This is a genomic window from Pollutimonas harenae (assembly GCF_004153685.1).
In the GTDB taxonomy this organism is placed as follows: Bacteria; Pseudomonadota; Gammaproteobacteria; order Burkholderiales; family Burkholderiaceae_B; genus Pusillimonas_C; species Pusillimonas_C harenae.
Genome location: NZ_SDQD01000003.1, coordinates 326,530 through 352,473, shown reverse-complemented (window position 1 = coordinate 352,473; position 25,944 = coordinate 326,530). Strand labels below are relative to the sequence as shown.

Sequence of the window (25,944 nt, the reverse complement as noted above, 5' to 3'; positions counted from 1 at the left end):
TCAGCAATATGCCAAAGCGTTCAGATATTAAAAGCATCCTCATCATTGGTGCGGGTCCGATCATCATCGGGCAGGCATGCGAGTTCGACTACTCGGGGGCTCAGGCCTGCAAGGCCCTCAAGGCCGATGGCTTCCGCACCATACTGGTCAACAGCAATCCCGCTACCATCATGACCGACCCGGAAACGGCCGACGTCACCTACATCGAGCCCATTACCTGGCAGGCAGTCGAAAAAATCATCGAGCGCGAAAAGCCCGATGCCTTGCTGCCCACCATGGGCGGCCAGACGGCGCTGAATTGCGCGCTCGACCTCGTACATAACGGTGTCCTGGAAAAGTATGGCGTCGAACTTATCGGTGCCAACGAACACGCCATCGAAAAGGCCGAAGACCGCCAGAAGTTCAAGCAAGCCATGAATGACATCGGCCTCGAATCGGCCAAGTCGGGCGTTGCCCACTCTATGGACGAAGCCTGGGAAGTGCAGCGCCGTATCGGCGAAGAGGCCGGCACCGCTGGATTTCCGGTGGTCATACGCCCCAGCTTCACCATGGGTGGCTCGGGCGGCGGCATTGCCTATAACAGCGAAGAGTTCGAAAGCATTTGCCGGCGCGGCCTGGAGGCCTCGCCAACCAACGAATTGCTCATCGAAGAATCATTGTTGGGCTGGAAAGAATTCGAAATGGAAGTCGTGCGCGATAGCGCCGATAACTGCATTATTGTGTGCTCCATCGAGAATCTGGATCCCATGGGCGTGCACACGGGCGACTCGATTACCGTTGCACCGGCCCAAACGCTTACCGACAAGGAATACCAGATCATGCGCAATGCATCGATCGCGGTATTGCGTGAAATCGGCGTCGATACGGGCGGTTCCAACGTACAGTTTGCCGTTAATCCCGAAAATGGCCGCATGATCGTCATCGAGATGAACCCGCGCGTATCGCGTTCGTCGGCACTGGCGTCCAAGGCAACCGGCTTCCCTATTGCCAAGGTAGCAGCACGTTTGGCAGTGGGCTATACGCTCGACGAACTCAAGAACGAAATCACAGGCGGCGCCACGCCTGCATCCTTCGAGCCGGCCATCGACTACGTGGTCACCAAGGTGCCGCGTTTCGCCTTTGAAAAATTCCCTCAGGCCGATTCCCGCCTGACGACGCAAATGAAGTCGGTCGGCGAAGTCATGGCCATAGGCCGCACTTTCCAGGAGTCTTTCCAGAAAGCCCTGCGGGGCCTGGAGGTGGGTGTTGATGGGCTCAACCAAAAGACCACCGACCGCGAAAAGCTGCAGATCGAATTGGGCGAGCCGGGTCCCGAGCGCATCTGGTACGTGGGCGACGCTTTTGCTCAGGGCTTCAGCCTAGAAGAAGTCCATGGGCTGACCAGCATCGACCCCTGGTTTCTGGCTCAAATCAAGGAAATTGTCGACATCGAATTGGCCCTCGAGCAAAAGACGCTGGCCGATCTCGATTACGACACGGTATGGCAACTCAAGCGCCGTGGCTTTTCTGATCGCCGCCTGGCTTTCCTGCTCGACAGCTCTGAAAGCGAAGTTCGCAAATTGCGTCATCAACTGGGCGTGCGCCCGGTGTACAAACGTGTCGATACTTGCGCAGCCGAATTCCCCACCCGCACCGCCTACATGTATTCCACATACGAAGACGAGTGCGAAGCCGCGCCTACCGACCGCAAGAAAATCATTGTGCTTGGCGGCGGTCCCAACCGCATCGGTCAGGGCATCGAGTTTGATTATTGCTGCGTGCATGCCGCATTGGCCCTGCGCGATGATGACTATGAAACCATCATGGTCAACTGCAATCCCGAAACGGTTTCTACCGACTACGATACGTCTGATCGCCTGTACTTCGAACCCTTGACGCTCGAAGACGTGCTCGAAATCGTATACAAAGAGAATCCGGTCGGCATGATTGTTCAGTATGGCGGCCAGACACCTTTGAAATTGGCTCGTGCCCTTGAAGCTAATGGGGTACCCATTATCGGCACCAGCCCCGAGTCCATCGATGTGGCCGAAGATCGCGAACGCTTCCAGAAGCTGCTCAACAAACTGGGCTTGCGCCAGCCTCCCAACCGCACTGCCCGCACCGAAGGCGAAGCCCTGGCGCACGCTGCCGAAATCGGCTATCCCCTGGTGGTGCGTCCCAGCTATGTGCTGGGCGGCCGCGCCATGGAAATCGTGCACGAGCAGCAAGACCTGGAACGCTATATGCGTGAGGCCGTCAAGGTCAGTAATGACTCCCCCGTGTTGCTCGATCACTTTCTGAACAACGCAACTGAAGTCGATGTGGACTGTATTGCCGACGGCGAGGTGGTGTTTATCGGCGGCGTCATGGAACACATTGAGCAGGCAGGCGTCCACTCCGGCGACTCGGCCTGCAGCCTTCCGCCTTATTCGCTGTCACAAGAGGTCATTGCCGAAATCAAGCGCCAGACAGCGCTCATGGCGCGGGCACTGAATGTAAAAGGTTTGATGAACGTACAGTTTGCCATTCAGGATGGCGACGTCTATGTGCTGGAAGTCAATCCGCGAGCCTCCCGTACCGTGCCCTACGTGTCCAAGGCAACCGGCCTGCAGTTGGCCAAAATTGCCGCTCGTGCCATGGCTGGTAAAACACTGGCAGAGCAGGGCGTGCACAAAGAAGTGGTGCCCGATTACTACTCGGTCAAGGAAGCGGTCTTTCCTTTCGTGAAGTTCCCCGGAGTAGACACCATACTCGGACCCGAAATGAAATCCACCGGCGAAGTCATGGGTGTGGGCGAAAGCTTCGGTGAAGCCTTCGTGAAGTCGCAACTGGCTGCCAGTGCATGGTTGCCAGAGTCCGGCACGGTATTCATCAGCGTACGTGGGCAAGACAAACCCAAGGCAGTCGAAGTGGCCCGCGGCCTGAGCGATCTAGGCTACAAGATTGTGGCAACACGTGGGACCGCTGCAGCTATCGCAGAAGCTGGCTTGCAAGTCCAGGTGGTCAACAAGGTCACAGAGGGTCGTCCTCATATCGTGGACATGATCAAGAACGGCGAAATCGCCATGGTCATCAACACGGTCGAAGAGCGGCGCAACGCCATTGCCGACTCGCGCACCATAAGAACCAACTCCCTGGCCGCGCGTGTGACCTTCTTCACCACAATCGCTGGCGCGCGCGCTGCAGTCGAAGGGCTGCAGTATCTGCGTCAAGGTAGCGGCCTGAAGGTTTATTCCTTGCAAGACCTGCACGCCTCCTTGCCACAGCAATAAAGGCTGTGTCTTGGCATTGCGCGTATTCATTACCGGGGCCAGCAGCGGCATAGGTGCCGCGCTGGCCTTGTCTTACGCGCAGCAGGGCGCACAGCTGGGACTGCTGGGTCGACGTACACAGGCTTTACGCGATATGGCCGCTGCCCTGCCGGGTGACGGCCATGTCGTTTATTCGGCCGATGTACGCGATCGTCCCGCATTGCATGCCGCCGCTGCCGATTTTCTGGCCGGCGGGCCTGTTGACGTCGTCATTGCCAGTGCCGGAATCAGTGTGGGGACGCTGACCGAAGAGCTCGACGATTATCGGGTTTTCGAAGCCGTTATCGCCACCAATCTGACTGCCACGGTCGCGACTTTCGAGCCCTTTATTGCGGCCATGAAATTGCGTGGGCAAGGGCGGCTGGTTGGCGTGGCCAGCGTTGCAGCAGTACGCGGCCTGCCAGGGGCAGGTGCCTATAGTGCATCCAAGGCGGCTGTACGCGCTTACTGTGAAAGCCTGCGTGTGGAGCTGAGCCAGACTGGCGTCAAAGTGGTGACGATCGCGCCAGGGTTTATTCAAACTCCGATGACGGCCAACAATCCGTACAAAATGCCGTTCTTGATGCCTGTCGAGCAGTTTGCCGTTAAGGCAAAACAGGCCATCACGCGAGGGGTGTCGTATACCGTGATTCCGTGGCAGATGGGCTGGGTGGCAAGATTGCTACGCCTGGTGCCCGACCGCTTGTACGACTATTTTGCAGTACGGCGTGAGCGCAAGCCCAGGCAGAGTTAAAGTACGTCATCCAGGGCGGTATCTTCCAGATGCTCGGTTCGTCCCCAGGCAAGGGTGTTCCAGTGTCCATCGTTGCTAATGGAGAACTGGTTGATGCTCGCATTAAGGATGGGGGCGTGGCGTGGGGCATCGAGCGCGATGTCATTGGCTTTGCGCCAGGCTATGTCGATGACGCCGCCGTGTGAAAACACCATGACATTGTGGCCGCGGTAGCGCCGAGCCAGGTCTTCGAATGCATTGACGATGCGTTGCGCAAAAACGGGCAGGGTTTCTCCTTGCTCCACAAGTTGTTCCGGATTGCGAAAATCAAGGGTGCGCAAGCTTTCCAGGCTAGCCCAGTCTTGCCCTTCGTATACCCCGTAGCAGCGTTCGCGCAGTAGTGGATTGCGCTCGATAGGCAGTTCGAAGTGTCCCGCCGCTGCAACAGCGGTATCGTAGGCCCTGCAAAGGTCGCTGCTGATGACGGTGTCGATACGTGTGTCGAACAGAGGTGATCGCAGGTACTGGCCCAGTCGATCGGCCTGCCCGGCACCTATGCTGTTCAGAGGAATATCGAGGCTGCCTTGCAGGCGTCTTTCAGCGTTCCACTGGGTTTCGCCGTGCCGTATCAGCCAGAATTGTGTTGTATGCATGTTGGAAAACTGCGCTGGGCGCAGGTTGATGAGGTGCAAAGACCTAAGAGTATATGAATTATGTTGCAGTTAAGGGCGGCGTAACCGTACACTTTCGCCTGCGCAGTGCCCTCATTTTAATAAAAAAGGCGAGTTTCAATGTCTAACACTTTCTTTCCTCGTTGGCGCAAGGTTCAGGCCGGAGCCAACGGCGTTGTCGTTCAGCCCGACGAATGCATGTCGTGGCCGCAGAATATAGCGATGGGAGCCCAGCATGTCGTGGCCATGTTCGGCTCCACGATTCTTGCTCCTTTGCTGATGGGCTTCGATGCCAATGTCGCCATTCTGATGTCCGGCATAGGCACACTGATATTTTTCTTTTTCGTGCGCGGCCGGGTGCCCAGCTATCTGGGATCAAGTTTTGCCTTCATTGGGGGTGTCATCGCCGTCACGGGCTATGCCGGTGCGGGTCCAAACGCGAATATCGGTGTAGCCCTGGGCGCCATTATTGCTTGTGGTTTCGTCTATACCCTGATCGGCCTGCTGGTTTGGTGGATGAATGCCCGCTCGGGTGGGGCCGCGCGGTGGATCAACGACTGGATGCCACCGGTGGTGACTGGTGCCATCGTGGCCGTGATCGGTCTGAATCTGGCACCCATTGCCGCCAAGGGCGCTATGGGCGGCACGACATTCGATGCTTTGATGGCCTTGATGACTGTGCTGTGTGTAGGGGGTGTAGCCGTCTACACACGAGGCACTGTACAGCGCCTGCTCATTCTGGTGGGTCTATTGCTGGCCTGCCTTATTTACGCTGTACTGACCAATGGGCTGGGCTTGGGCCAACCCATAGACTTCAGTGGTGTGATGAACGCAGCCTGGGTCGGGTTGCCGCAATTTTCGGCGCCCGTGTTCGACATGCATGCCATGAGCGTGATCGTGCCGGTAGCCATCATTCTGGTGGCCGAAAACCTGGGCCACATCAAGGCTGTCAGTGCCATGACGGGGCAGGATCTCGACCGCTATCTGGGCCGCGCCTTTGTGGGTGATGGCATCGCTACCATGGTTTCGGGCGCGGTGGGCGGTACAGGCGTGACCACTTATGCCGAGAATATTGGTGTCATGACCGTCACCCGCATTTATTCGACCCTGGTGTTCGTGGTGGCTGCATGTATTGCCATATTGCTGGGTTTCTCGCCCAAGTTCGGGGCCTTGATACAAACTATTCCAGGCCCGGTGCTGGGTGGCATGTCGGTGGTGGTGTTTGGCCTGATCGCCGTGGCCGGTGCGCGTATCTGGGTGGTGAATCAGGTTGATTTCAGTGACAACCGCAATCTAATCGTGGCGGCGGTAACACTGGTGCTGGGCGCGGGCAATTTTTCGATTCAGTTCGGTGCGTTCAAGCTGGACGGTATAGGTACCGCCACGTTTGGTGCCATCATTCTTTATGCCCTGTTGCGCATAGGTTCGCGAAAGAACCAAGACTAGGGCTTGCAATTTCCCTGAAGTTTGCCGACAATAGCTACAGATCCCCGGTTACTGTCCAGGCCGGGGTTTTGTTTTAAGCTGGGTTCAATCGCTGTGTACAGCTAAAAAAAATCAGTGGTTCCTTTGCTTCATATCTTAGCGGGCCGGTAATACCAGCCAGGCAACAGTTTTTTATTAGGCGCTCCTTTGTGGGGAGCGTCTTTTTACTTTTTACTCAGGAATACCTATGTCTGCGATACCGTTGACAGCACGCGGCGCTGAGCGCTTGCAAGCAGAATTACATCGTTTGAAAACGATCGAACGTCCAGAAGTCATCAATGCAATCGCCGAGGCACGTGCCCAGGGCGATCTTTCCGAAAACGCCGAGTATGACGCTGCTCGCGAACGCCAAGCCTTTGTTGAAGGCCGCATCCAGGAGCTGGAAGGAACGCTCTCCAATGCGCAGATCATCGATCCGTCCACGCTCGATGTCGAAGGTAAGGCCGTGTTTGGCGCGACCGTCGAAATCGAAGACCTGGAATCGGGTGAGCGTGTCAAGTATCAGATTGTCGGTGATGTCGAAGCCGATATCCGCTCCAACTTGATTTCCGTTTCCAGTCCGGTCGCACGTGCGCTGATAGGCCGTGGTGAAGGCGATGTGGTCGAGGTCAGGGCGCCTGCGGGCATCCGCGAATACGAAGTGCTTAACGTCAGCTATTTGTAAAAGAATCCTGGCCGCGTGCCGGGATCAAGCCTGGCGCCTGACATAAAGTTAATAAAGCCCATACGCAATAATGCGATGGGCTTTATAATTCAGGCCGCCTGCGGTTTTTTGGCTGGAACAGAGCCGCTTGCGGTAATTGAAATCAGCGCTTGCCCGATCGGGCAGCACTGCGGCGTGCGCCGGCCCGCAAAGATAATGCACTGCCCGAGCGGCGTGGTATGCCATGAGCGGGGCGGTCAGTAGTGGCTGTACTGGCCCGGCGGGCACGTGGCGCTGCTGTTTCGGGTTTTTCGGCCTTCTGCGCTGCGCGTTTGGTTTTTTCGCTGCGGCGTGTGCGTGTTACCCCTTCGGCAGCCAGTTTCTTGGGGGTATGCGGCTCTGAGGGCTTGCGTATCGCCCGGGTGGCGTTCTCGGTTTCGGCCTTGGCTTTCTGGGCGGCAAGATCGGGCCGATAGATGATCAGCGTTTTACCCAAGTGATGAACCAGTGCGCACGATAGTGATTCGCAAATGGTTTCCAGCATGGCATTGCGCGCTTCGCGCTCTTCGCCGGCAATACGAACCTTGATCAGTTGGTGGGCGTTCAGGTTGAGGTCGATTTCTTTAAGTACAGAATCCGACAGGCCCCGGTCGCCGATCAGGACGACGGGACGCAATGGGTGGGCGGCAGCGCGCAGTGCGCTACGCTCTTGGGAAGTTATTTCGAGTTTGGGCATAGTGAGATTGTACGGGAATGGCCAAAAAAAAATTCTCAAAAGATTGGGTTATGCAGCATATTAATGACCCATACGTCAAAATGGCGCAACAAAAAGGGTATCGGGCCCGCGCTGCGTTCAAATTGACGGAAATTCTTGATGCCGAAAAGCTGATGCAGTCGGGTGATATCGTGGTCGACCTGGGGTCGGCACCTGGCAGCTGGTCGCAAGTGGCTCGTGAGCGCTTGACGGGTGCTGGCGGCGTGGTCGACGGTCGTATCGTCGCACTCGATATGCTGCCCATGGAGCCTATTGCCGGTGTCGAATTCATACAGGGGGATTTTCGCGAAGATGCCGTCCTGGAGCAACTGAAGAATCTGCTGGGCGATGCGCAGGTGGATCTTGTTATTTCCGATATGGCCCCCAACTTATCTGGTGTGAGTTCTGCTGATTCAGCTAGAATTCAGCATGTGTGTGATTTGGCCCTCGACTTTGCATGCCAGCACCTCAAGCCCGAGGGGGCACTGATCGTCAAGGCATTTCACGGCAGCGGCTTTTCACAGATCGTGGAATCGTTCAAGCGCCACTTCCAGCGAGTGGTCGAGCGCAAACCCAAGGCGTCCCGTGGCAAGTCTTCTGAAACATTCCTGGTGGCGCGCCGCCTGAAACCCTAAGAATGTGCTGTACGGACTGACCCAGGGTTTCTTAAAACATCATTCTTTCTATCAGGTAGAATGAGTTATTGACATACTTGTTGTGCTGCCGTTATTGCGGAAGTCTGGCAAGCCGAAGTTACAAGTAGGAGGTTGGCTTTGAACAACTCGTTTTCCAAAGTCGCGATCTGGATGGTGATTGCGCTGGTTCTGTTTACTGTTTTCAAACAGTTCGACGGCCGCGCCAGCACCACCGAGACCGTTACTTATACCCAGTTCATGAAAGATGCACAGGCTGGGCGCATCAACAAGGTAGATATCCAGGGCGATACGCTGCACGTCACGCCCGATGCCGGCCGTCCGTACAGCCTGACTTCACCTGGCGATCTCTGGATGGTTCCCGAGCTGGTCAAGTCCGGTGTGCAGGTGTCCGGCAAGGCTCGCGAAGAGCCTTCCTTCCTGACCAGTCTGTTCATATCCTGGTTCCCCATGCTTTTGCTGATTGGGGTCTGGATTTTCTTCATGCGCCAAATGCAAGGCGGTGGCAAGGGCGGGGCATTCAGCTTCGGCAAGTCACGCGCTCGCATGCTTGACGAGAACACCAATAATATTACCTTTGCTGACGTGGCGGGTTGCGACGAGGCCAAGGAAGATGTCCAGGAACTGGTCGACTTCCTGCGTGATCCCACCAAATTCCAGCGTCTGGGCGGCCGTATTCCGCGTGGCGTACTGATGGTGGGCTCTCCCGGTACAGGTAAAACCCTGTTGGCCAAGGCCATTGCCGGTGAAGCCAAGGTTCCATTCTTCAGCATTTCAGGCTCTGATTTCGTTGAAATGTTTGTGGGTGTCGGCGCCGCCCGTGTGCGCGACATGTTCGAAAATGCCAAGAAGCAGGCTCCGTGCATTATCTTCATCGATGAAATCGATGCAGTGGGTCGCCAGCGCGGTGCAGGCCTGGGTGGTGGCAACGACGAGCGCGAACAAACGCTCAACCAGTTGCTGGTCGAAATGGATGGTTTCGAAACGGGCCAGGGCGTGCTGGTGGTTGCTGCCACTAACCGCCCCGACGTACTCGATCCGGCGCTCTTGCGTCCGGGCCGCTTCGACCGCCAGGTCGTGGTTTCCCTGCCCGATATCCGTGGTCGCGAGCAAATCCTGAAAGTGCATATGCGCAAGGTGCCGGTGGCAACCAACGTCGACGCCATGGTGCTGGCACGCGGCACACCCGGATTTTCGGGTGCCGATCTGGCCAACCTGGTCAACGAAGCTGCCTTGTTTGCCGCACGGCGCAATGGCCGCACCGTCGACATGAGCGACTTCGAAAAGGCCAAGGACAAGATCATCATGGGCGCCGAGCGCCGCTCCATTGTCATGCCCGAAGAAGAGCGCCGCAATACCGCATACCACGAGTCTGGTCATGCACTGGTGGCACGTCTCTTGCCCAAAACAGATCCGGTCCATAAGGTCACCATCATCCCGCGTGGCCGGGCGCTGGGGGTCACCATGCAGTTGCCGGAAGGCGACCGTTACAGCATGGACAAAGATCGTCTGCTCAATACCATTGCCGTACTGTTCGGCGGTCGAATTGCCGAAGAAGTCTTCATGAATCAAATGACGACCGGCGCATCGAACGACTTCGAGCGAGCCACGGCCATTGCGCGCGATATCGTTACCCGCTATGGCATGACCGACTCCTTGGGGCCGGTAGTGTATGCCGAGAACGAAGGTGAGGTCTTCCTGGGTCGCAGCGTGACCAAAACCACGCATGTCTCCGAGGCGACCATGCAAAAGGTCGATCACGAAATTCGGATCATCATCGACGAGCAGTACAACATCGCACGCAAGCTTATCGAAGATAACCGCGACAAAATGGAAGCCATGGCAGCCGCCTTGCTCGAGTGGGAAACCATCGATGCCGATCAAATCAACGACATCATGGAAGGACGTCCTCCTCGTGCGCCGCATGTGCCCGCATCCAATAACGATGCATCCGACCACACGCCGCCTACCGGCCTGACATCGGCTGGCGGCAGCAATACTGCTACAACACCTGTATAGACTCAACCCCCAACCTATGAGTCCAAGTATGCTTTGTGGGCGCTTCGAGTTGCATCTCGAGCGCCCATTCATAATGGGGATCGTCAATGTCACCCCTGACTCATTCTCAGATGGCGATCAGCATTTCGAGGCCGACGAGGCAATTGCCCATGCACGGCTGCTGATCGAGCAGGGTGCAGATATTCTTGATATTGGCGGCGAGTCGACCCGGCCCGGCGCTGATCCGGTATCGGTTCAAGAAGAGCTTAAGCGTATCCTGCCTGTCATCGAAGCCTTGAGATCGGCCGATATCCCTCTTTCCATTGATACCTTCAAGCCCGAAGTCATGCGCAAAGCGCTTGATGCTGGCGCAGACCTTATCAACGATATCTATGGATTCCGGCAGCCCGGGGCTCTCGAGGCGGTGGCTGATTCAAATTGCGGCTTGTGCATCATGCATATGCAGGGCGAACCCAAAACCATGCAGCATACGCCGCGGTATGACGATGTCCTGCGCGATGTTGAGCAGTTCCTGCACGAACGCCTGGCGGTCATGCTGGCTGCTGGCGTCAATAAGCGGCGAATCAGCCTGGATCCGGGCTTTGGCTTTGGTAAGACACCAGAACAGAACTATCTTTTACTGCGCCGGCTACAAGAGCTGGACAGCCAGGGTTGCCCCTGGCTTGTCGGGTTGTCACGCAAATCCATGATCGGCCATGTGACTGGGCGGGTCCCGGCCGAACGGGTAGCGGGTAGCATCGCCGCCGCTTTGGCGGCTGTGGCCCGGGGTGCACATATTATCCGTGTGCACGATGTTGCGGCGACGCTGGATGCGATAAAAGTACAAAATGCAATTGAACACGGAGCTTTTTATGACTGAGCGTAAATATTTCGGCACCGATGGGGTGCGCGGTGAAGTAGGTGGTTCGACCATTAACGCCGAATTTGCCTTGCGTCTGGGTTATGCGGCCGGACGAGTCCTGGCGAACAAGCATCCGGGCAGAGGCCGCCCTGCGGTGGTCATTGGCAAAGATACCCGTATTTCGGGTTATATGCTGGAGTCCGCCCTGGAAGCAGGCTTATCGGCGGCCGGCATCGACGTACTGTTGGCCGGACCCGTGCCGACGCCCGCTGTGGCCTACCTGACGCGTGCTTTACGCCTGGTGGCAGGTATTGTGATCAGCGCCTCCCACAATCCTTATCAGGACAACGGCATTAAGTTCTTTTCAGCTTCGGGCATGAAACTGCCCGATGAAATTGAAGCCGAGATCGAGGCTGCGATTCATGAGCCACTGGGCTGCGTAAGCTCCGAAAACCTGGGCCGGGCACGTCGTATCAACGATTCGGCCGGACGCTATATCGAGTTTTGTAAAAGTACTTTTCCCAACGAGCTTGATTTGTCGGGGTTTTCCATTGTGGTCGATGCGGCCCATGGGGCTGCCTATCAAGTCGCTCCACATGTCTTTCGCGAATTGGGCGCCGAGGTATTCGCCATCGGGTGCCAGCCTGACGGACTCAATATCAATGAAGGTGTAGGCGCCATGCATCCCGAGCGCCTGATCTCCGAGGTCCAGGCCAGGGGCGCCGATCTGGGTATTGCACTGGATGGCGATGCTGATCGCTTGCAGATGGTCGATGGCAGTGGGCGTCTGTATAACGGCGACGAACTGCTTTACGCCATTGTGCGCGATCGCATGACCCAGGGGCCGGTTGAAGGCGTGGTGGGCACGCTCATGACCAATCTGGGCTTCGAAAAGCAGATGGAGGCATTAGGTATTGGCTTTGCCCGCGCCAAGGTCGGCGACCGTTATGTGCTGGAAGGCATGCAAAGTCGCGGTTGGCTATATGGGGGTGAAAGCTCTGGTCACTTGTTGTGCCTCGACTGTCATACTACCGGCGACGGTATTATTGCCGCGTTGCAAGTGCTGACTGCCATGAGCCGCAGTGGCTCGAGTCTGGCTGAACTCGTGTCGAGCATAACGATGTACCCACAAAAAATGGTCAATGTGCCGTTGGCTCCCGGCATTCAGTGGCAAAAGCATTCAGGCCTTCAGGATGCTCAAAAAAATGTCGAGCAAATGCTCGGGGATCGCGGCCGTGTATTGATACGCGCATCAGGCACCGAGCCCAAGCTGCGTCTGATGGTCGAGGCCGAGAATGCCGAGCTTGCTGAAGAGGGTGTGCAGCAGCTACTTGCTGTTGATTTAACAAACGCGTAACGTAGCCATAAAATACCTGCAACATTGTGGGTGCAGAATGGCAGGATGTTTACGGAGTTACATGCATGTTAGAGCTTACACGTATTCAATCAGACACGATGGTCGATGCCAGCTGGGCCAGTCCCGGGCCGCGAAGCCTGGTTCTGGGCTTGGCCCGGACCAACGAAGAGCTTGAAGCCATTCAGCGCTTGCGCTACAACGTTTTCACCGAGGAAATGAACGCCGTATTTCCAAATGCGGTCGACGGTCTGGATACAGACCGGTACGATCCCTGGTGCGAGCACCTGATGGTCAAGGATGTCAGCACCGACTTGGTCGTCGGAACCTACCGGCTACTGACTCCCGAGCACGCGCGTAAGGCTGGTGGCTACTATTCGGAAACAGAGTTCGACTTGTCCGGCTTGCGTCATTTGTATGGCGAACTCGCCGAGGTCGGTCGTTCGTGCACGCACCCCGATTACCGCAGCGGGACGGTCATCATGCTGTTATGGTCCGGCATAGCGAATCTGCTGCAGCGGCGCGGATTCCGGTATGCGCTGGGCTGTGCCAGCGTTAGTTTGCGCGACGACGGCGCTACGGCCGCCGAGGTTTGGCGTGTGGCCAGAAAAGCCATGGCCAAGCAGCCCGAGCTATATCATGTTGTGCCACGGCATCGTTATCCGGTAGAGCGTCTGAACAGTGTTTTGCCGGCCCGTATGCCACCGCTCATAAAGGGCTACCTCAAGCTGGGGGCCACCATTTGCGGCGAGCCTGCCTGGGACCCCGACTTCAATACTGCCGATTTTCCGGTGCTGCTCGATGTGCAGAAAATGGACACACGCTATCGTCGCCATTTCGGCATGGGCTGATTCATTGCGGGCTTAGCTCAAAGCTGAACTCGCCTTTGTTCCATTCGTCTTGCTCGGTCAGCAAAGAGTATTCAGACAAGGGGTGGGTAGCAAGCCAGTTGCTCTCGACTTTGACACATATATGGTTGTTCTTGGCGGAAATGGCAATAGGAAGCCGTTCAATATCTTCGCGGCGCCTGGCCAGCAGGACGGCCAGACGCAGGCATAGCAGTGTCAGCCAACGGTTGCGTGTGGGTTCTTGCCGTGGAAATTTGCTTAGCTTGCCATGATGGCCCAGCGCCAGTCTGGCCAGCAGCAACTGGTCATCGTTCGAGAAGCCGGGCATGTCGGCGTGTTGCAGGATGTAAGCGCTGTGCTTGTGGTACTCGGCGTGGGCGATACTCATGCCGATTTCGTGCAGATCGGCGGCCCATTCCAAGGTGCGCTCAAGATCCTGAACCTCGGTGTCGTCGGGCAGCTCCAGCTGCTTGAACAAGTTCATGGCTACCTGCTTTACCCTTGCCGACTGGCGAACGTCGACATGGTAGCGCTTGATGAATTGCCTTACCGTCTCGTGGCGCTTGTCGTGCTTGGAGTCACGGCCCAGCAGATCGTACAGCACGCCCACGCGCAAAGCGCCTTCGCCGGGGCCCATGGCCTTTATATGCAGTTCCTTGAAGGCGCCCATCATGATGGCCAGTCCGCCCGCCAGTACCAGGGAACGATCATGTTTCAGGCCTGGTAGTTCGCTCATGATGACTTTGCCGTCGCGTACCAGTTTGTCCTTGAGCTTTTCCATGCCTTCCAGCGTGATGCCTTTCTTTGACATCCCTCCTTCTTGCAGCACGGCTATCAGGCCTTTGGCTGTGCCTGACGAGCCATAAGCCTCTTGCCAGCCCGTCTTGCGGTATCGTTTCGAGATAGCTTCGATTTCGCGTTGTGCTGCCAGTTGCGCCTCTTGCATGCGCGCCTCGGTGATGCGGCCATCGGGAAAGAACCGGCGGGTATAGCTGACGCAGCCCATGTACAGCGAAGTCATGTGCTGTGGCTGAAAGCCCTTGCCAATAATGACCTCGGTCGATCCACCGCCTATATCGATCATTAGACGGTTTTTGTCGGATGGCGGTAATTCGTTCGTAATACCCGAAAAAATGAGCCGTGCTTCTTCGTGGCCGGAAATGACTTCGATGGGGAAGCCCAGTGCCTCTTCGGCCAGTGGCAATATTTTGTCGACATTGCGGGCAATACGAAAGGTGTTGGTGGCCACGGCTCGTACCCGGTTCGGGTGAAAGCCTTGCAAGCGTTCGCCAAAACGTTTCAAAACCGTGACCGCACGCTGTATGGCCTCATCGTCGAGTATTTTGTCATCGTTCAGGCCTGCCGCCAGCCTGGTGGATTCTTTGAGACGATCAACAGCATAGATTTGTGCGTTGCCATCTTGCTGTACGACACGTCCGATTGAGAGTCTGAAGCTATTCGAGCCCAGGTCAATGGCGGCAAGGAGGTGGTCCATGGTGGATAAACTCGGGTGTAAACGGATGAATTATAAAGACCGTCTACCAGTTTCTGTTTGAAACTATCACAAAACCCTGAAAATCGGGCATATTAATAAGTATTGAGTCGATAGCGCAGGTTTTTCGTGCCGCGTCATATAGGCGTAATAAAAATGAAGTAAAACGATTTCTTCCTACTGATAGGCCCGTTATATATGCTTCCTTCCTCATCCGATCCTGCATTGTTGAATCGGGAATTGTCTTTGCTCAAATTCAATGAGCGGGTATTGGCGATGGCCGAAAACAGCAGCACGCCTGTCCTGGAACGTTTGCGGTATTTATGTATCGTGAGTTCCAATCTGGATGAGTTTTTTGAAATCCGGATATCCAGCCTGAAAGAGCAACAGCGTCAGACACCTGGGGTGATTGGTGGTGATGGCTATAGTCCGGGCGAGGCTTTTGAGCGTGTGCAGGCCGCGACGCATGAGCTGGTAGACCGCCAAAACAGTCTGCTGACCAAACAGGTATTACCTGTTTTGAAGGCTGAGGGCATAGCGCTACTTGATCCCCCCGAGTGGAGCGACGCTTTGCACGATTGGGCGCATGCCGGCTTTGAGCGCGAAGTCATGCCCTTGCTGACGCCCATCGGACTGGACCCTGCTCATCCCTTTCCACGCGTCTATAACAAAAGCCTGAATTTCATTGTTTCCCTTGCTGGGCAGGATGCGTTCGGCCGCAGCGCTTCCATAGCGATTGTGCAGGCGCCACGCGCCTTGCCTCGGGTCATCAAGGTGCCGGCCGAAATTTCCGGCATTCCGCATGGCTATATCTTGTTGACGGCGCTCATCAGTGCTTTTGTGGGCGAGCTTTTCGTCGGGCTGGAGGTCAAGGGCGTTTATCAGTGGCGTGTAACCCGTAACAGTGATCTTTTCGTCGACGAGGAAGAAATCACCAATCTGCGTCAGGCCCTGCAGGGCGAACTGTCGCAGCGCAATTTCGGGGCAGCAGTCCGATTGGAAATCGACCAATTCATGCCGACCGACCTCGAGACGTTTCTCCAGCAGGAGTTCCTGCTTCAAGCGCAAGACACCTATCGGGTCAGCGGTCCGGTCAATCTGTCCCGGCTGATGCAACTATGCAATATGGTCGACAGGCCCGAGCTTCTATTTCCCGACCATCGCCCCAAGCTGCCTGCGCCCTTTGATACTGTCGGCGATTTGCCCGAGCAGCTTTTTGCCGCCATCGCTGCACAAGACAGGCTGCTGCACCATCCCTACCAATCATTTCAGCCTGTACTCAACTTTCTCACCGCGGCGGCTATGGATCCGGCCGTTGTGGCCATCAAGCAAACCATTTATCGTACCGGCGAAGACTCAGAGCTCATGCGGCTGCTGCTGGCTGCCGCCAAGGCCGGTAAAGAGGTCACTGTGGTGGTTGAGCTCATGGCGCGCTTCGATGAACAGACCAATATCAACTGGGCGGCTAAGCTCGAAGAAGTGGGCGCCCATGTCAGCTATGGCGTGGTAGGGCACAAGACGCATGCCAAGATGGCTCTGGTGCTACGGCGCGAAAAAGGATACATACGCCGCTATGGGCACTTGGGTACGGGTAACTATCACCCCAAAACGGCCAGGCTATACACTGACTTTGGCCTGCTGACCGCCGATCAAAAAATGTGCCAGGACATGGACAAGGTATTTTCGTTGCTGACCGGCCTGGGTGCGCGGCAAAATTTGAAATTGCTGCTGCAATCGCCTTTTACCCTGCATGAAACCATGCTGGCGATGATACGCAGCGAAGTCGCTCAAGCCAAGGCCGGAAAGAAAGCCCACATTATGGCAAAAATGAATTCTTTGCTGGAACCCACCATTATTGATAGCCTGTACAAGGCCAGCAAGGCGGGTGTGAAAATCGATCTCGTCGTACGGGGTGCCTGCGCCTTGCGCGCCGGCGTGCCGGGCCTATCCGACAACATTACGGTCAGGTCCATAATAGGCAGGTTTCTGGAACATTCACGCGTATTTTATTTTTACAGCAACGGTGCCGAGAACGTCTATTTGTCGTCCGCCGACTGGATGGACCGGAATTTCTTCCGGCGTGTCGAGGTCGGTTTCCCTATTCTGGACAAAGTCTTGAAGAAACGAGTCATCAGTGAAGCATTTACTTACGCTTTGCGGGATAACCAATTGGCTTGGCGTGCTTTGCCCAATGGTTCGTACGCCAAGGTGACGAGTCGCGGAAAACCTTTTAATATGCATGAGTACCTGGTCCAACAGCTGGGCGACTAAAAGTTTCATGGCTGTCACGAACATGTCATATTGCTTGCTTAATATGTCGTCTGTGCAGGCTTAGTCCTGTCTTAACCAGTCACAGATCAAGAGGATGCCTCGATGTTTAAGCGCGTTTTATTACAGGTTTCGGTCGGTATCGCCTTTGGCGCGGCCTCACTGACGGCTCATGCCGCCGACATCACTGGTGCCGGCGCGTCGTTTCCCTATCCCATTTACGCCAAATGGGCAGCCAAATACCACGAGGAAACCGGCAACCGCATCAACTATCAGTCTATCGGCTCGGGTGGCGGACAACAGCAAATCATTGCCAAAACTGTCGACTTCGGTGCTTCCGACGACCCCATGAAGGGCGATAAGCTCGACGAAAACAATTTGTTCCAGTTCCCCGCCATCGTCGGTGGAACGGTTCCCGTTGTCAACGTCGATGGCATCAAGCCCGGCGAATTGAAGCTGTCGGGCGAAATCGTTGCAGATATCTTCATGGCCAAGGTCAAAAAATGGAACGACCCTGCCATCCAGTCCATGAACCCCGATATCAAGCTGCCCGATGCCTCGATTATCGTTGTGCACCGTTCGGACGGTTCGGGTACGACTTTTGGCTGGACCAACTACCTGTCCAAGGTGTCGGCCGATTGGAAAGAAAAAGTCGGTGAAGGTAAAGCTGTAAAATGGCCCACAGGCCAGGGTGGCAAGGGTAACGAAGGTGTTGCCGCGTATGTTCGTCAGCTCAAGAACTCCATCGGCTATGTCGAGTACGCTTATGCCAAGCAGAACAACCTGTCCTGGACACAACTGAAGAACCTTGACGGCAAGTTTGTTCAGCCTACACAAGAGGCTTTTGCAGCCGCAGCCGCCAATGCCGACTGGACAAGCGCTCCTGGCATGGGTGTTGTACTGACTAACGAACCTGGTGCTGAGTCCTGGCCTGTTACGTCCGCCAGTTTCATCCTGCTGCACAAAAAGCAGGACAAGCCTGAAAACGGCAAGGAAGTCCTGGCTTTCTTCGATTGGGCTTTCAAGAACGGCGATAAACTGGCAGAAGAGCTCGATTACGTGCCTATGCCCGACAGCGTTACCAATAAGATTGCTGAGGCCTGGAAAGCAGAAATCAAGGCAGCTGACGGTAGTGCAGTCTGGAAGTAATAGGTGAACAGGGCTGCATGCAGCCCTATTTGCCTGGCAAGACGGTGCTGTGCAGACGGCGCCGTCTTTCTTATGTTAAAAACCGGCAGTTCACGTGCGATCACTTTTATTTGATGTCCGTGCATTTATCTTACTGGTCTTCGCTCAATGCTAAAAAACCGACATGAAAAATAACCAAAGTGCACTGATGGACGCCGTATTCAAGAACCTGACGCGCGCGTTTGCGTTCTTGGTGTTCGCCCTGCTGGGAGCCATCATGGTATCCCTGGTATACGGCAGCCGGGAGTCCATTGCCGAATACGGCCTGAGCTTTCTCTGGACCAACAATTGGGATCCGGTCCAGAACATCTACGGCGCCATGGTTCCTATTGTCGGTACCTTGCTTACCTCGGTCATTGCCCTGGCCATTGCCGTGCCTGTGTCTTTCGGCATCGCTATGTTTCTGACCGAGTTGTCTCCGGTCTGGCTACGCAGACCGCTGGGCACGGCTATTGAAATGTTGGCGGCCATTCCCTCCATCATCTACGGGATGTGGGGGCTTTTTGTCTTTGTGCCGCTGTTTCAGCAGTACATCCAGCCGCCTATTATCGACCTCTTCGAGGGCGTGCCCATTCTTGGTGACATCTTTGCCGGCCCCCCCTTCGGGATCGGGGTGTTCACGGCAGGCTTGATTCTGTCGATTATGGTCATGCCCTTTATCACGGCCGTCATGCGCGACGTATTTGAAGTAGTGCCTGCCATGTTGAAGGAGTCCGCTTATGGCCTGGGTGCAACCACCTGGGAAGTGGTCTGGCGAGTGGTACTGCCCTATACCAAAAATGGTGTAATTGGCGGCATCATGCTGGGGCTCGGGCGAGCCCTGGGTGAAACCATGGCCGTCACGTTTGTAATAGGCAACGCCTTTAACCTGCCCAATTCCATTTTTGCTCCCTCCAACTCAATTGCCTCGGCCCTGGCCAACGAGTTCAACGAGGCCGGGGGCATGCAAAAGTCGGCCCTCCTAGAACTGGGCCTGATCCTGTTCCTGATCACCACTGTGGTCCTGGCTTTCTCCAAACTTCTGCTGTTACGCCTGCGTAAAAGCGAAGGCACCACTCACTAGGCCGGAAAAACATTTATGTTCACTTCAGATTCTGTCGTCAACGCCTCGAACTCGGTCTACAAAAAACGCCAGCGTGTCAATCGGATGCTGCTTACCTTGTCCAGCGCCACTGTGGTGTTTGGGCTTTTCTGGCTGTTCTGGATTATTCTCACCTTGCTGCTTAAAGGCGGTTCGGCGCTTTCGCTGAGCCTGTTGACGCAATCCACTCCCCCGCCAGGCGCCGACGGAGGTCTGCTCAATGCCATATTCGGCAGCGTGGCCATGGCGGTGGTCGCCACCCTGGTAGGCACCCCCATAGGTGTGCTGGCCGGTACTTACCTGGCCGAATATGGCCAACGGGGTTGGCTGGCACCTGCTACTCGATTCCTGAACGACGTCTTGTTGTCTGCGCCGTCCATTGTTATCGGTCTGTTCATCTACGCTGTCTATGTGGCTCAGGTAGGGCATTATTCTGGCTGGGCGGGCGCCTTTGCCCTGGCCATCATTGTTATCCCCGTTGTGGTGCGCTCCACCGACAATATGCTGTCGCTGGTTCCCAACAGCCTGCGCGAGGCCGCTGCGGCACTGGGCTGTCCGCAATGGCGCATTGTGATGTTCATCTGCTATCGCGCGGCGCGCTCGGGCATCATCACGGGGGTGCTGCTGGCGATCGCCCGTATCTCGGGTGAAACCGCACCGTTGCTGTTCACCGCCTTGAACAACCAGTTTATGTCCCTGAATATGAATGCGCCGATTGCCAACCTGCCTGTGGTGATCTTCCAGTACGCTGCGAGCCCCTTCGAGGACTGGAACCGCCTGGCATGGGCCGGCGCCGTACTCATCACGTTACTGGTCCTGGGCATCAATATTATTGCTCGCAGTCTCTTTCGCAAATAACACATAGGCTCAAGGGGCCTGCCCCTTGGACTGGGAAATGACCATGCACACCACACCACCTGCAGAACGTACCAAGTTGGAAGTCAAGAACCTGAATTTCTATTATGGCAACTACCAGGCCATAAAAGATGTGAATCTGTCCATCAAGGAAAACAAGGTTACGGCTTTCATTGGCCCTTCGGGTTGCGGCAAATCCACACTGCTGCGTACCTTCAACCGCATGTACGAGCTTTACCCCGGACAGCGGGCAGAAGGCGAAATCAATCTCGATGGCGAAAACCTGCTGACCTCAAAGATGGATATCTCATTGATTCGGGCCAAGGTGGGCATGGTGTTTCAGAAGCCTACCCCGTTTCCAATGAGCATCTACGACAATATTGCCTTTGGCGTCCGTTTGTTCGAAAAGCTCAGCAAAGGCGAGATGGATGAAAGGGTAGAGTGGGCGCTGTCCAAGGCGGCTCTCTGGAATGAAGTCAAGGACAAGCTCAACCAAAGCGGCAATGGCTTGTCGGGCGGTCAACAGCAGCGGCTTTGCATTGCCCGGGGTGTGGCCATCAAGCCCGAAGTGCTGTTGTTGGACGAGCCTTGCTCGGCGCTAGATCCCATTTCAACTGCCAAGATCGAAGAGCTGATCGCCGAGATCAAATCCGAGTACACCGTGGTTATCGTTACCCACAATATGCAGCAGGCAGCGCGCTGTTCCGACTACACGGCCTATATGTACCTGGGCGAACTGATGGAGTTCGGTGAAACCGACCAGATTTTCGTCAAGCCGGCCCGCAAGGAAACCGAAGACTACATTACAGGTCGCTTCGGTTAAAGACACTACTGCGCCGATACTCGCCCGGGGTGTTCCCGGTCCAGCGCTTGAAGGCACGATGAAAAATCGACACCGATGCAAACCCATGGTCGTCGGCGATGCTGTCCAGGCTCTTGTTTGTATTGATGAGCTCGAAAATCGCGACGTCACGCCGTAAAGCGTCCTTGATGCCCTGAAAAGACGTGTGCTCGGCGGCCAGACGCCGGATCAGTGTACGCGGCGATATATGGAAGGCTTGCGCCGTCTCTTTCAACGACGGGTTTCCACGGCTGGCATTGCTCAGGAAGCCGCGTACCTTCATGGACAGCGTGTGTTCCTTGTAGGTGGTGAAGATCCAGTCGCGGGGTGCTCGCAGCAGAAAGGGGCGCAGGTCTGCGTAGGGGCGCTCAAAGCGCCGCTCGGCCAGTTCGCAATGGAAGTGGATAGTGGAGCAGGGCGCCTCGTACTCGACTTCTGCAGGAAACAATACTCGGTAGTCTTCAGCAAAATCAGGTCGGGAAAAGGTGAAGCGGACGTGCCGCAGGGGGACTTCATGGCCCACCAGCCACGACACGACACCATGGGCCAGTTTCAGCATTAGCATGTGGCCGAAGCGATTGACCTCAGACCCGGCGTGGCGTGGCAGCAGGCTCACGCCAAAGGATCCTGCTTCGGGAGTAAGTACGAGCTGGTAATCATCGAGCATCAAGTTCCAGACCTGGGTGAAGCGGTACAGTGCTACCGCCACCGAGCTGGCATCCCGCACGCTGCGACAGATGACCTTGAGGGCACCTGTACGAATAGGGCGTGACCATAGGCCCATCATCTCGTCACCCGTTTCTCCGGCGGCAATCTGATAGAAGCGCACCAGCTGCTCGTGCGTGATGCGGGCATGCTTGCGCGCCACCAGCTCAGGAAAAATACCGGCTTCGGCAAGAAAGCCGCGCAGGCGGGCTTCATCGCAAATGCCTTGCAATGCCAACAGGAGATCGCGCAGCAACTCGACCGAAACGGTCGACGTAAAGACCTGTTGGTCAATGGCTCTGCTCAAGTGGAGTCCTTGCTTTGTTGATGGGCGACAATACGGACGATTTGGCACTTTATGCAAGTCCGTCGTCATTATGTGGTATAGCTATACCACATCATGCTTTATAGAATTAAAAGCAAAACCTTACAACGAAAATCGGAGAGAGACACTATGGCTGTACTGGGCAACATGATGAATCGCCCACTTTTGGTATCGTCCATCCTGACGCATGCAGTTAATAACAACCCGCGCCAGTTGATCGTGACAGCAATGGGCAATGGTGTCATACATCGCTATACCTATACGGAGTTTGCGCAGCGCGCCAGGCAACTGGCCATCCGCTTGCTGGCGCAGGGCATTCAAGCTGGCGACCGGGTTGGCACCTTGGCATGGAACACTCATCGCCACCTTGAAATCTACTACGCCACAGCGGGGGTAGGCATGGTCTGCCATACCGTCAACCCCCGGCTGCACGTCGAGCAGATCGCCTTCATCATCAATAATGCGCAAGATACCGTGCTGTTCTACGACAGGCAATTTGCCGGGTTGGTCGAACAGCTTCGGCCACAATGCCCCAGCGTAACGCAGTGGGTGCTGCTCGATGAACCCGACGACGCTGTTGCCGACGGCCTGTCCGTCTATGCCAATTGGCTGGGCTCCGATGACACCGGATTCGAATGGCCAGAGTTCGACGAGAACACGGCTTGCGGTCTGTGCTATACCTCGGGCACCACGGGTAACCCCAAGGGAGCCCTGTATTCGCATCGCTCGACACTGCTGCATGCCTACGCTTCATGCCATCCGGACGCGGTCGGTGTTTCGTGCCGCGATGCTGTGATGCCGCTGGTGCCCATGTACCACGTCAACGCCTGGGGGCTGCCCTATTCGAGTCTCCTGTCGGGCGCAAAGCTGGTCATGCCGGGTGCAGATCTCAGCGGGCCCGCTCTACACAAACTCTGCGAGACGGAAGGCGTCACGCTTTCCGCCGGCGTACCCTCCATCTGGCAAATCCTGCTTGAGTACGTGCAGGCAGAGGGCCTGGGCTTCAGCTCCTTGTGTCGTGCCATCATCGGCGGTTCGGCCTGCCCGCCCGCCATGATCACAGCGCTTGCTCAATTGAATGTATCGGTACGGCACGCTTGGGGCATGACCGAAGTCTCGCCCTTGGGTACCGTGTGCTTTCTCTTGCCCGAGCATGAGTCCTTATCTGAAAAAGAAAAGCTGCATGTACTGGCTTCGCAGGGGCGTCCGCTGTTCGGTGCAGAGTTTCGTATCGTCAGCGAAGGCACGGTGCAGCCGCACGATGGCGTTGCCACCGGCGACCTCATGATTCGGGGTAATTGGGTAATCGAGCGCTATAGCGGCCAGGCTCAGACCGCGCTGAACAACGGCTGGTTCCACACGGGCGACGTGGCAAGTGTTGATTCTCATGGCTATATGCGCATATCCGACCGCAGCAAAGATGTCATCAAATCGGGCGGCGAATGGATTTCCTCCATCGAGATCGAGAACATCGCCTCGGAGCATCCCGACATCAAGATGGCTGCCTGCATTGCCAAGCCTGACAAGAAGTGGGGCGAGCGTCCCATTCTGGTCGTCGTAAAAAGAGAGTCCAGCTCGCCAACAGCCGAAGACATTCTGTCCATTTATACCGACCGCGTTGCCAAATGGATGATTCCCGACGAAGTGATCTTCATCGACAATATGCCCATGACGGCGACCGGCAAGGTGCAAAAGACAGCTTTGCGAAAAATTTTTTATGAATCCCAGGAGATCCATCCATGACAATGAGCAGTTTGAAGATACACGAAGTAGGTAACGTTGGCGTCGTGACGCTGGCGCGTGCGCATAAGCGCAATGCGCTTGATGACGCTACGGTACGGGAAATCGACGACTATTTTTCGAATGTGCCGTCGCATATCCGTGTCATAGTCATGATGGCGGAAGGCGATCACTTCTGCGCTGGCCTCGACCTCAAAGAACACCACGATCAGGAACGGGGCGCGGTCGAGTTTCTGCGCGTGTGCCAGGCCTGGCACCGAGCGTTCGACAAGATTCAGCATGGCGGCATTCCAGTCATCGCCTGCCTGCAGGGGGCGGTAGTAGGAGGCGGGCTTGAACTGGCCAGTGCGGCCCATATCCGTGTGGCCGATGCCAGCACGTACTTCTCGTTGCCCGAGGGCACCCGCGGCATTTTCACAGGTGGCGGTGCCACAGTGCGCACGGCGCGCATTATCTCCGCCGATCGCATGATCGAAATGATGCTGACCGGCCGCGTCGTAGGTATCGATGAAGGCCATCGTATCGGTCTTGCGCATTACGTGTGCAACACCCCCGAGAACCCCGTATCTGCACAGGATTTTGCCATGTCGCTGGCCGAGCGCATCGCACAAAACGCTTTCCTGTCCAATTACGCTATCGTGACGTCCATCAACAAGATCGCCGACATGTCAGCCACTGACGGCCTCTTTGCAGAGGGGTTGATGGCTGCGGTGGTCCAGACCGGACCCGACGTGCAGGGCCGGCTCAACGAGTTTGTCACGAAGAAGGCACACAAGGTCAAGCCTGGCGTAGACGCCATCGCATAGACAGCTTGACCCCGTCGTAGCAACCGGACTCGTCCGGACATTATTACAACATCAGGAGACACATATGATTACTGGTTTACGTACTCTGGCACTGGGATGCGCGCTGGCGTTCACCGGGCTCTCTACCCAGGCATCCACAACGCTGACGCCAAAAATCGGCGTCCTCACCGACATGACAGGAACCTATTCCGACATCGCTGGCCGGGGTTCGGCGGTAGCTGCGGAAATGGCCGTCGAGGACTTCTTCGCCAGGCATCCAGAAGTAAAAGCCAGCGTGATTTCGGGCGACCATCAGAACAAGACTGACGTGGGTGCTGCCATGGTGCGCGACTGGATCGACAACCAGGGCGTCGATGTGGTGGCCGAGCTTACGTCGTCCGGTGTGGCGTTTGCCGCTCAGCGCGTCACCAAAGAGAAAGACAAACTGTTGCTGATCACCAGTGCTGGCTCGTCTGACCTGACCGGCAAGGGCTGCAGCCCGAATACAATTGCCTGGGTCTACGATACCTATGCCACCGCCAACGGTACTGCCCGGGCCATGGTGCGGCAGGGTGGCAAGAGCTGGTACATGATCATGGTCGACTACAACTTCGGCGAAGCTCTGGCACGAGACGCCATGGATGCCGTGAAGGACGAGGGCGGCACCATCGTCGGTACGACCAAGCACCCATTGGCGGCAGCCGATCTGTCTTCCCAGATTTTTTCTGCCAGTGCTTCCAAAGCCGATGTGATCGGGCTGGCACATGCCGGGGGTGACCTCACCACCTCGATCAAGCAGGCCAAGGAGTTCGGCCTGACAGATTCCGGTCAGAAACTCGCAGCCTTGCTCATGTACATCACCGACGTACATGCCATCGGTCTGGATGCCGCCCAGGGCCTGTACCTGACCACAGCGTTCTACTGGGATCGCAACGAGGCGTCCCGCGAATGGTCCAAGCGCTTCTACGAGCGCATGAATGCCATGCCCTCCATGGGCCAGGCAGGCGTGTATTCAGGTGTAATGCACTATCTCGAGGCGGTGCGCCAGGCTGGCACCACCGATACCACGGCAGTACGCAAAAAAATGGGTGAGATCAAGGTAAACGATATGTTTGCCGAGAACGCCTACCTGCGTGAAGATGGTCGCCTGATGAACGATCTGTACCTGGTTCAGGTGAAATCGCCCTCCGAGTCCAAGTATCCGTGGGATTACTTCAACATCGTGGACACCATTCCGGCCAATGACGCTTTCCGCAAGCCTGCAGCCAGCGAGTGCCCGGTCTTCAAGAAGTAAAGGTTCATACTCATCGACCGGCGCCGATTCCCGGCGTCGGCGCAAAATGTAGCAGTTTCAACTTGACGCACCGATTGAGTGCTTGCATGCTGTCTGGATA

General features: G+C 56.2%; 21 protein-coding genes. 17 read left to right on the top strand and 4 right to left on the bottom strand.

What is annotated here, in order from left to right; translation table 11 throughout:
- The first annotated feature begins 8 nt into the window (after nucleotides 1-8).
- Both carB and ERD84_RS14310 read left to right on the top strand, forming a co-directional pair.
- Nucleotides 9-3,251, top strand: coding sequence for a carbamoyl-phosphate synthase large subunit (gene carB, locus ERD84_RS14315; protein ID WP_130040339.1), 3,243 nt, complete (start codon nucleotides 9-11; stop codon nucleotides 3,249-3,251).
- A gap of 16 nt (nucleotides 3,252-3,267) precedes the next feature.
- Nucleotides 3,268-4,023 (top strand): SDR family oxidoreductase, encoded by a 756-nt coding sequence (locus ERD84_RS14310; protein ID WP_167667510.1) that lies wholly within the window; start codon nucleotides 3,268-3,270, stop codon nucleotides 4,021-4,023.
- Here the strand turns inward: ERD84_RS14310 and ERD84_RS14305 are convergent.
- Nucleotides 4,020-4,655 carry a histidine phosphatase family protein gene (locus ERD84_RS14305; protein ID WP_130040337.1) on the bottom strand — a complete coding sequence of 212 codons (636 nt, stop codon included), beginning with the start codon at nucleotides 4,653-4,655 and terminating at the stop codon, nucleotides 4,020-4,022. The two genes, ERD84_RS14310 and ERD84_RS14305, sit on opposite strands and share 4 nt — an antisense overlap.
- 138 nt (nucleotides 4,656-4,793) lie before the next feature.
- On the opposite strand from ERD84_RS14305, the gene ERD84_RS14300 reads away from it, so the two are divergent.
- Nucleotides 4,794-6,119, top strand: a complete 1,326-nt coding sequence (locus ERD84_RS14300) for a solute carrier family 23 protein (RefSeq protein ID WP_130040336.1) — start codon at nucleotides 4,794-4,796, stop codon at nucleotides 6,117-6,119.
- 226 nt (nucleotides 6,120-6,345) lie between these two features.
- Entirely contained in the window at nucleotides 6,346-6,822 is a 477-nt protein-coding gene (gene greA / locus ERD84_RS14295) for a transcription elongation factor GreA (RefSeq protein ID WP_130040335.1), read from the top strand.
- A gap of 142 nt (nucleotides 6,823-6,964) precedes the next feature.
- Here greA and ERD84_RS14290 read toward each other — a convergent pair whose 3' ends face one another.
- Nucleotides 6,965-7,537, bottom strand: a complete 573-nt coding sequence (locus ERD84_RS14290) for a YhbY family RNA-binding protein (protein ID WP_130040334.1) — start codon at nucleotides 7,535-7,537, stop codon at nucleotides 6,965-6,967.
- 17 nt (nucleotides 7,538-7,554) lie between these two features.
- On the opposite strand from ERD84_RS14290, the gene ERD84_RS14285 reads away from it, so the two are divergent.
- The 5 genes from ERD84_RS14285 to ERD84_RS14265 all read left to right on the top strand — a co-directional run bounded on the left by ERD84_RS14285 (nucleotide 7,555) and on the right by ERD84_RS14265 (nucleotide 13,273).
- Nucleotides 7,555-8,190, top strand: a complete 636-nt coding sequence (locus tag ERD84_RS14285) for an RlmE family RNA methyltransferase (RefSeq protein ID WP_130040333.1) — start codon at nucleotides 7,555-7,557, stop codon at nucleotides 8,188-8,190.
- Between the two features lie 138 nt (nucleotides 8,191-8,328).
- Nucleotides 8,329-10,227, top strand: coding sequence for an ATP-dependent zinc metalloprotease FtsH (gene ftsH / locus ERD84_RS14280; RefSeq protein ID WP_130040332.1), 1,899 nt, complete (start codon nucleotides 8,329-8,331; stop codon nucleotides 10,225-10,227).
- Nucleotides 10,228-10,243: 16 nt separating this feature from the next.
- Nucleotides 10,244-11,086: a dihydropteroate synthase gene (gene folP, locus ERD84_RS14275; protein WP_130040331.1), complete on the top strand. Its 843-nt coding sequence runs from the start codon at nucleotides 10,244-10,246 to the stop codon at nucleotides 11,084-11,086.
- Nucleotides 11,079-12,425, top strand: a complete 1,347-nt coding sequence (gene glmM, locus ERD84_RS14270; RefSeq protein WP_130040330.1) for a phosphoglucosamine mutase — start codon at nucleotides 11,079-11,081, stop codon at nucleotides 12,423-12,425. Before folP ends, glmM begins: the two co-directional genes overlap by 8 nt.
- 65 nt (nucleotides 12,426-12,490) lie before the next feature.
- On the top strand, nucleotides 12,491-13,273 hold the full coding sequence (locus tag ERD84_RS14265; RefSeq protein WP_130040329.1) for a GNAT family N-acetyltransferase: 783 nt from the start codon (nucleotides 12,491-12,493) through the stop codon (nucleotides 13,271-13,273).
- A 1-nt stretch (nucleotide 13,274) separates the two neighbouring features.
- On the opposite strand, the gene ppx is transcribed toward ERD84_RS14265, so the two are convergent.
- Nucleotides 13,275-14,765 (bottom strand): exopolyphosphatase, encoded by a 1,491-nt coding sequence (ppx, locus tag ERD84_RS14260; protein WP_130040328.1) that lies wholly within the window; start codon nucleotides 14,763-14,765, stop codon nucleotides 13,275-13,277.
- A gap of 195 nt (nucleotides 14,766-14,960) precedes the next feature.
- Here ppx and ppk1 point away from each other — a divergent pair, with 195 nt between their 5' ends.
- The 5 genes from ppk1 (at nucleotide 14,961) to pstB (ending at nucleotide 20,977) form a co-directional block, all read left to right on the top strand.
- On the top strand, nucleotides 14,961-17,033 hold the full coding sequence (ppk1, locus tag ERD84_RS14255) for a polyphosphate kinase 1 (RefSeq protein WP_130040327.1): 2,073 nt from the start codon (nucleotides 14,961-14,963) through the stop codon (nucleotides 17,031-17,033).
- 102 nt (nucleotides 17,034-17,135) lie between these two features.
- Nucleotides 17,136-18,179 carry a phosphate ABC transporter substrate-binding protein PstS gene (gene pstS, locus ERD84_RS14250; protein ID WP_130040326.1) on the top strand — a complete coding sequence of 348 codons (1,044 nt, stop codon included), beginning with the start codon at nucleotides 17,136-17,138 and terminating at the stop codon, nucleotides 18,177-18,179.
- A gap of 163 nt (nucleotides 18,180-18,342) precedes the next feature.
- Nucleotides 18,343-19,281, top strand: coding sequence for a phosphate ABC transporter permease subunit PstC (gene pstC, locus ERD84_RS14245; RefSeq protein ID WP_130040325.1), 939 nt, complete (start codon nucleotides 18,343-18,345; stop codon nucleotides 19,279-19,281).
- 15 nt (nucleotides 19,282-19,296) lie between these two features.
- The gene (pstA, locus tag ERD84_RS14240; protein WP_130040324.1) at nucleotides 19,297-20,157 is read left to right on the top strand and encodes a phosphate ABC transporter permease PstA; all 861 of its coding nucleotides are present in this window, start codon (nucleotides 19,297-19,299) and stop codon (nucleotides 20,155-20,157) included.
- Between the two features lie 43 nt (nucleotides 20,158-20,200).
- Nucleotides 20,201-20,977, top strand: coding sequence for a phosphate ABC transporter ATP-binding protein PstB (gene pstB / locus ERD84_RS14235; protein WP_130040323.1), 777 nt, complete (start codon nucleotides 20,201-20,203; stop codon nucleotides 20,975-20,977).
- Here pstB and ERD84_RS14230 read toward each other — a convergent pair.
- Nucleotides 20,958-22,007, bottom strand: a complete 1,050-nt coding sequence (locus ERD84_RS14230) for an AraC family transcriptional regulator (RefSeq protein ID WP_130040322.1) — start codon at nucleotides 22,005-22,007, stop codon at nucleotides 20,958-20,960. The two genes, pstB and ERD84_RS14230, sit on opposite strands and share 20 nt — an antisense overlap.
- A gap of 147 nt (nucleotides 22,008-22,154) precedes the next feature.
- On the opposite strand from ERD84_RS14230, the gene ERD84_RS14225 reads away from it, so the two are divergent.
- From ERD84_RS14225 to ERD84_RS14215, 3 genes are all read left to right on the top strand, one after another.
- The gene (locus ERD84_RS14225) at nucleotides 22,155-23,768 is read left to right on the top strand and encodes a long-chain-fatty-acid--CoA ligase (protein WP_130040321.1); all 1,614 of its coding nucleotides are present in this window, start codon (nucleotides 22,155-22,157) and stop codon (nucleotides 23,766-23,768) included.
- On the top strand, nucleotides 23,765-24,571 hold the full coding sequence (locus ERD84_RS14220) for a crotonase/enoyl-CoA hydratase family protein (RefSeq protein ID WP_130040320.1): 807 nt from the start codon (nucleotides 23,765-23,767) through the stop codon (nucleotides 24,569-24,571). Before ERD84_RS14225 ends, ERD84_RS14220 begins: the two co-directional genes overlap by 4 nt.
- 64 nt (nucleotides 24,572-24,635) lie before the next feature.
- Nucleotides 24,636-25,844 carry an ABC transporter substrate-binding protein gene (locus ERD84_RS14215; protein WP_130040319.1) on the top strand — a complete coding sequence of 403 codons (1,209 nt, stop codon included), beginning with the start codon at nucleotides 24,636-24,638 and terminating at the stop codon, nucleotides 25,842-25,844.
- Nucleotides 25,845-25,944 lie beyond the last annotated feature (100 nt).

Bases quoted from the DNA above. Each gene is read 5' to 3' on its own strand.
- ERD84_RS14305 (WP_130040337.1), bottom strand. From the start codon at position 4,655: ATGCATACAACACAATTCTGGCTGATACGGCACGGCGAAACCCAGTGG.
- ERD84_RS14265 (WP_130040329.1), top strand. From the start codon at position 12,491: ATGTTAGAGCTTACACGTATTCAATCAGACACGATGGTCGATGCCAGC.
- pstC (WP_130040325.1), top strand. From the start codon at position 18,343: ATGAAAAATAACCAAAGTGCACTGATGGACGCCGTATTCAAGAACCTG.
- ppk1 (WP_130040327.1), top strand. From the start codon at position 14,961: ATGCTTCCTTCCTCATCCGATCCTGCATTGTTGAATCGGGAATTGTCT.
- ERD84_RS14220 (WP_130040320.1), top strand. From the start codon at position 23,765: ATGACAATGAGCAGTTTGAAGATACACGAAGTAGGTAACGTTGGCGTC.
- folP (WP_130040331.1), top strand. From the start codon at position 10,244: ATGAGTCCAAGTATGCTTTGTGGGCGCTTCGAGTTGCATCTCGAGCGC.
- greA (WP_130040335.1), top strand. From the start codon at position 6,346: ATGTCTGCGATACCGTTGACAGCACGCGGCGCTGAGCGCTTGCAAGCA.
- carB (WP_130040339.1), top strand. From the start codon at position 9: ATGCCAAAGCGTTCAGATATTAAAAGCATCCTCATCATTGGTGCGGGT.
- ERD84_RS14225 (WP_130040321.1), top strand. From the start codon at position 22,155: ATGGCTGTACTGGGCAACATGATGAATCGCCCACTTTTGGTATCGTCC.
- ppx (WP_130040328.1), bottom strand. From the start codon at position 14,765: ATGGACCACCTCCTTGCCGCCATTGACCTGGGCTCGAATAGCTTCAGA.
- pstA (WP_130040324.1), top strand. From the start codon at position 19,297: ATGTTCACTTCAGATTCTGTCGTCAACGCCTCGAACTCGGTCTACAAA.
- ERD84_RS14290 (WP_130040334.1), bottom strand. From the start codon at position 7,537: ATGCCCAAACTCGAAATAACTTCCCAAGAGCGTAGCGCACTGCGCGCT.
- ERD84_RS14285 (WP_130040333.1), top strand. From the start codon at position 7,555: ATGGCCAAAAAAAAATTCTCAAAAGATTGGGTTATGCAGCATATTAAT.
- ERD84_RS14300 (WP_130040336.1), top strand. From the start codon at position 4,794: ATGTCTAACACTTTCTTTCCTCGTTGGCGCAAGGTTCAGGCCGGAGCC.
- pstS (WP_130040326.1), top strand. From the start codon at position 17,136: ATGTTTAAGCGCGTTTTATTACAGGTTTCGGTCGGTATCGCCTTTGGC.
- ERD84_RS14215 (WP_130040319.1), top strand. From the start codon at position 24,636: ATGATTACTGGTTTACGTACTCTGGCACTGGGATGCGCGCTGGCGTTC.
- pstB (WP_130040323.1), top strand. From the start codon at position 20,201: ATGCACACCACACCACCTGCAGAACGTACCAAGTTGGAAGTCAAGAAC.
- glmM (WP_130040330.1), top strand. From the start codon at position 11,079: ATGACTGAGCGTAAATATTTCGGCACCGATGGGGTGCGCGGTGAAGTA.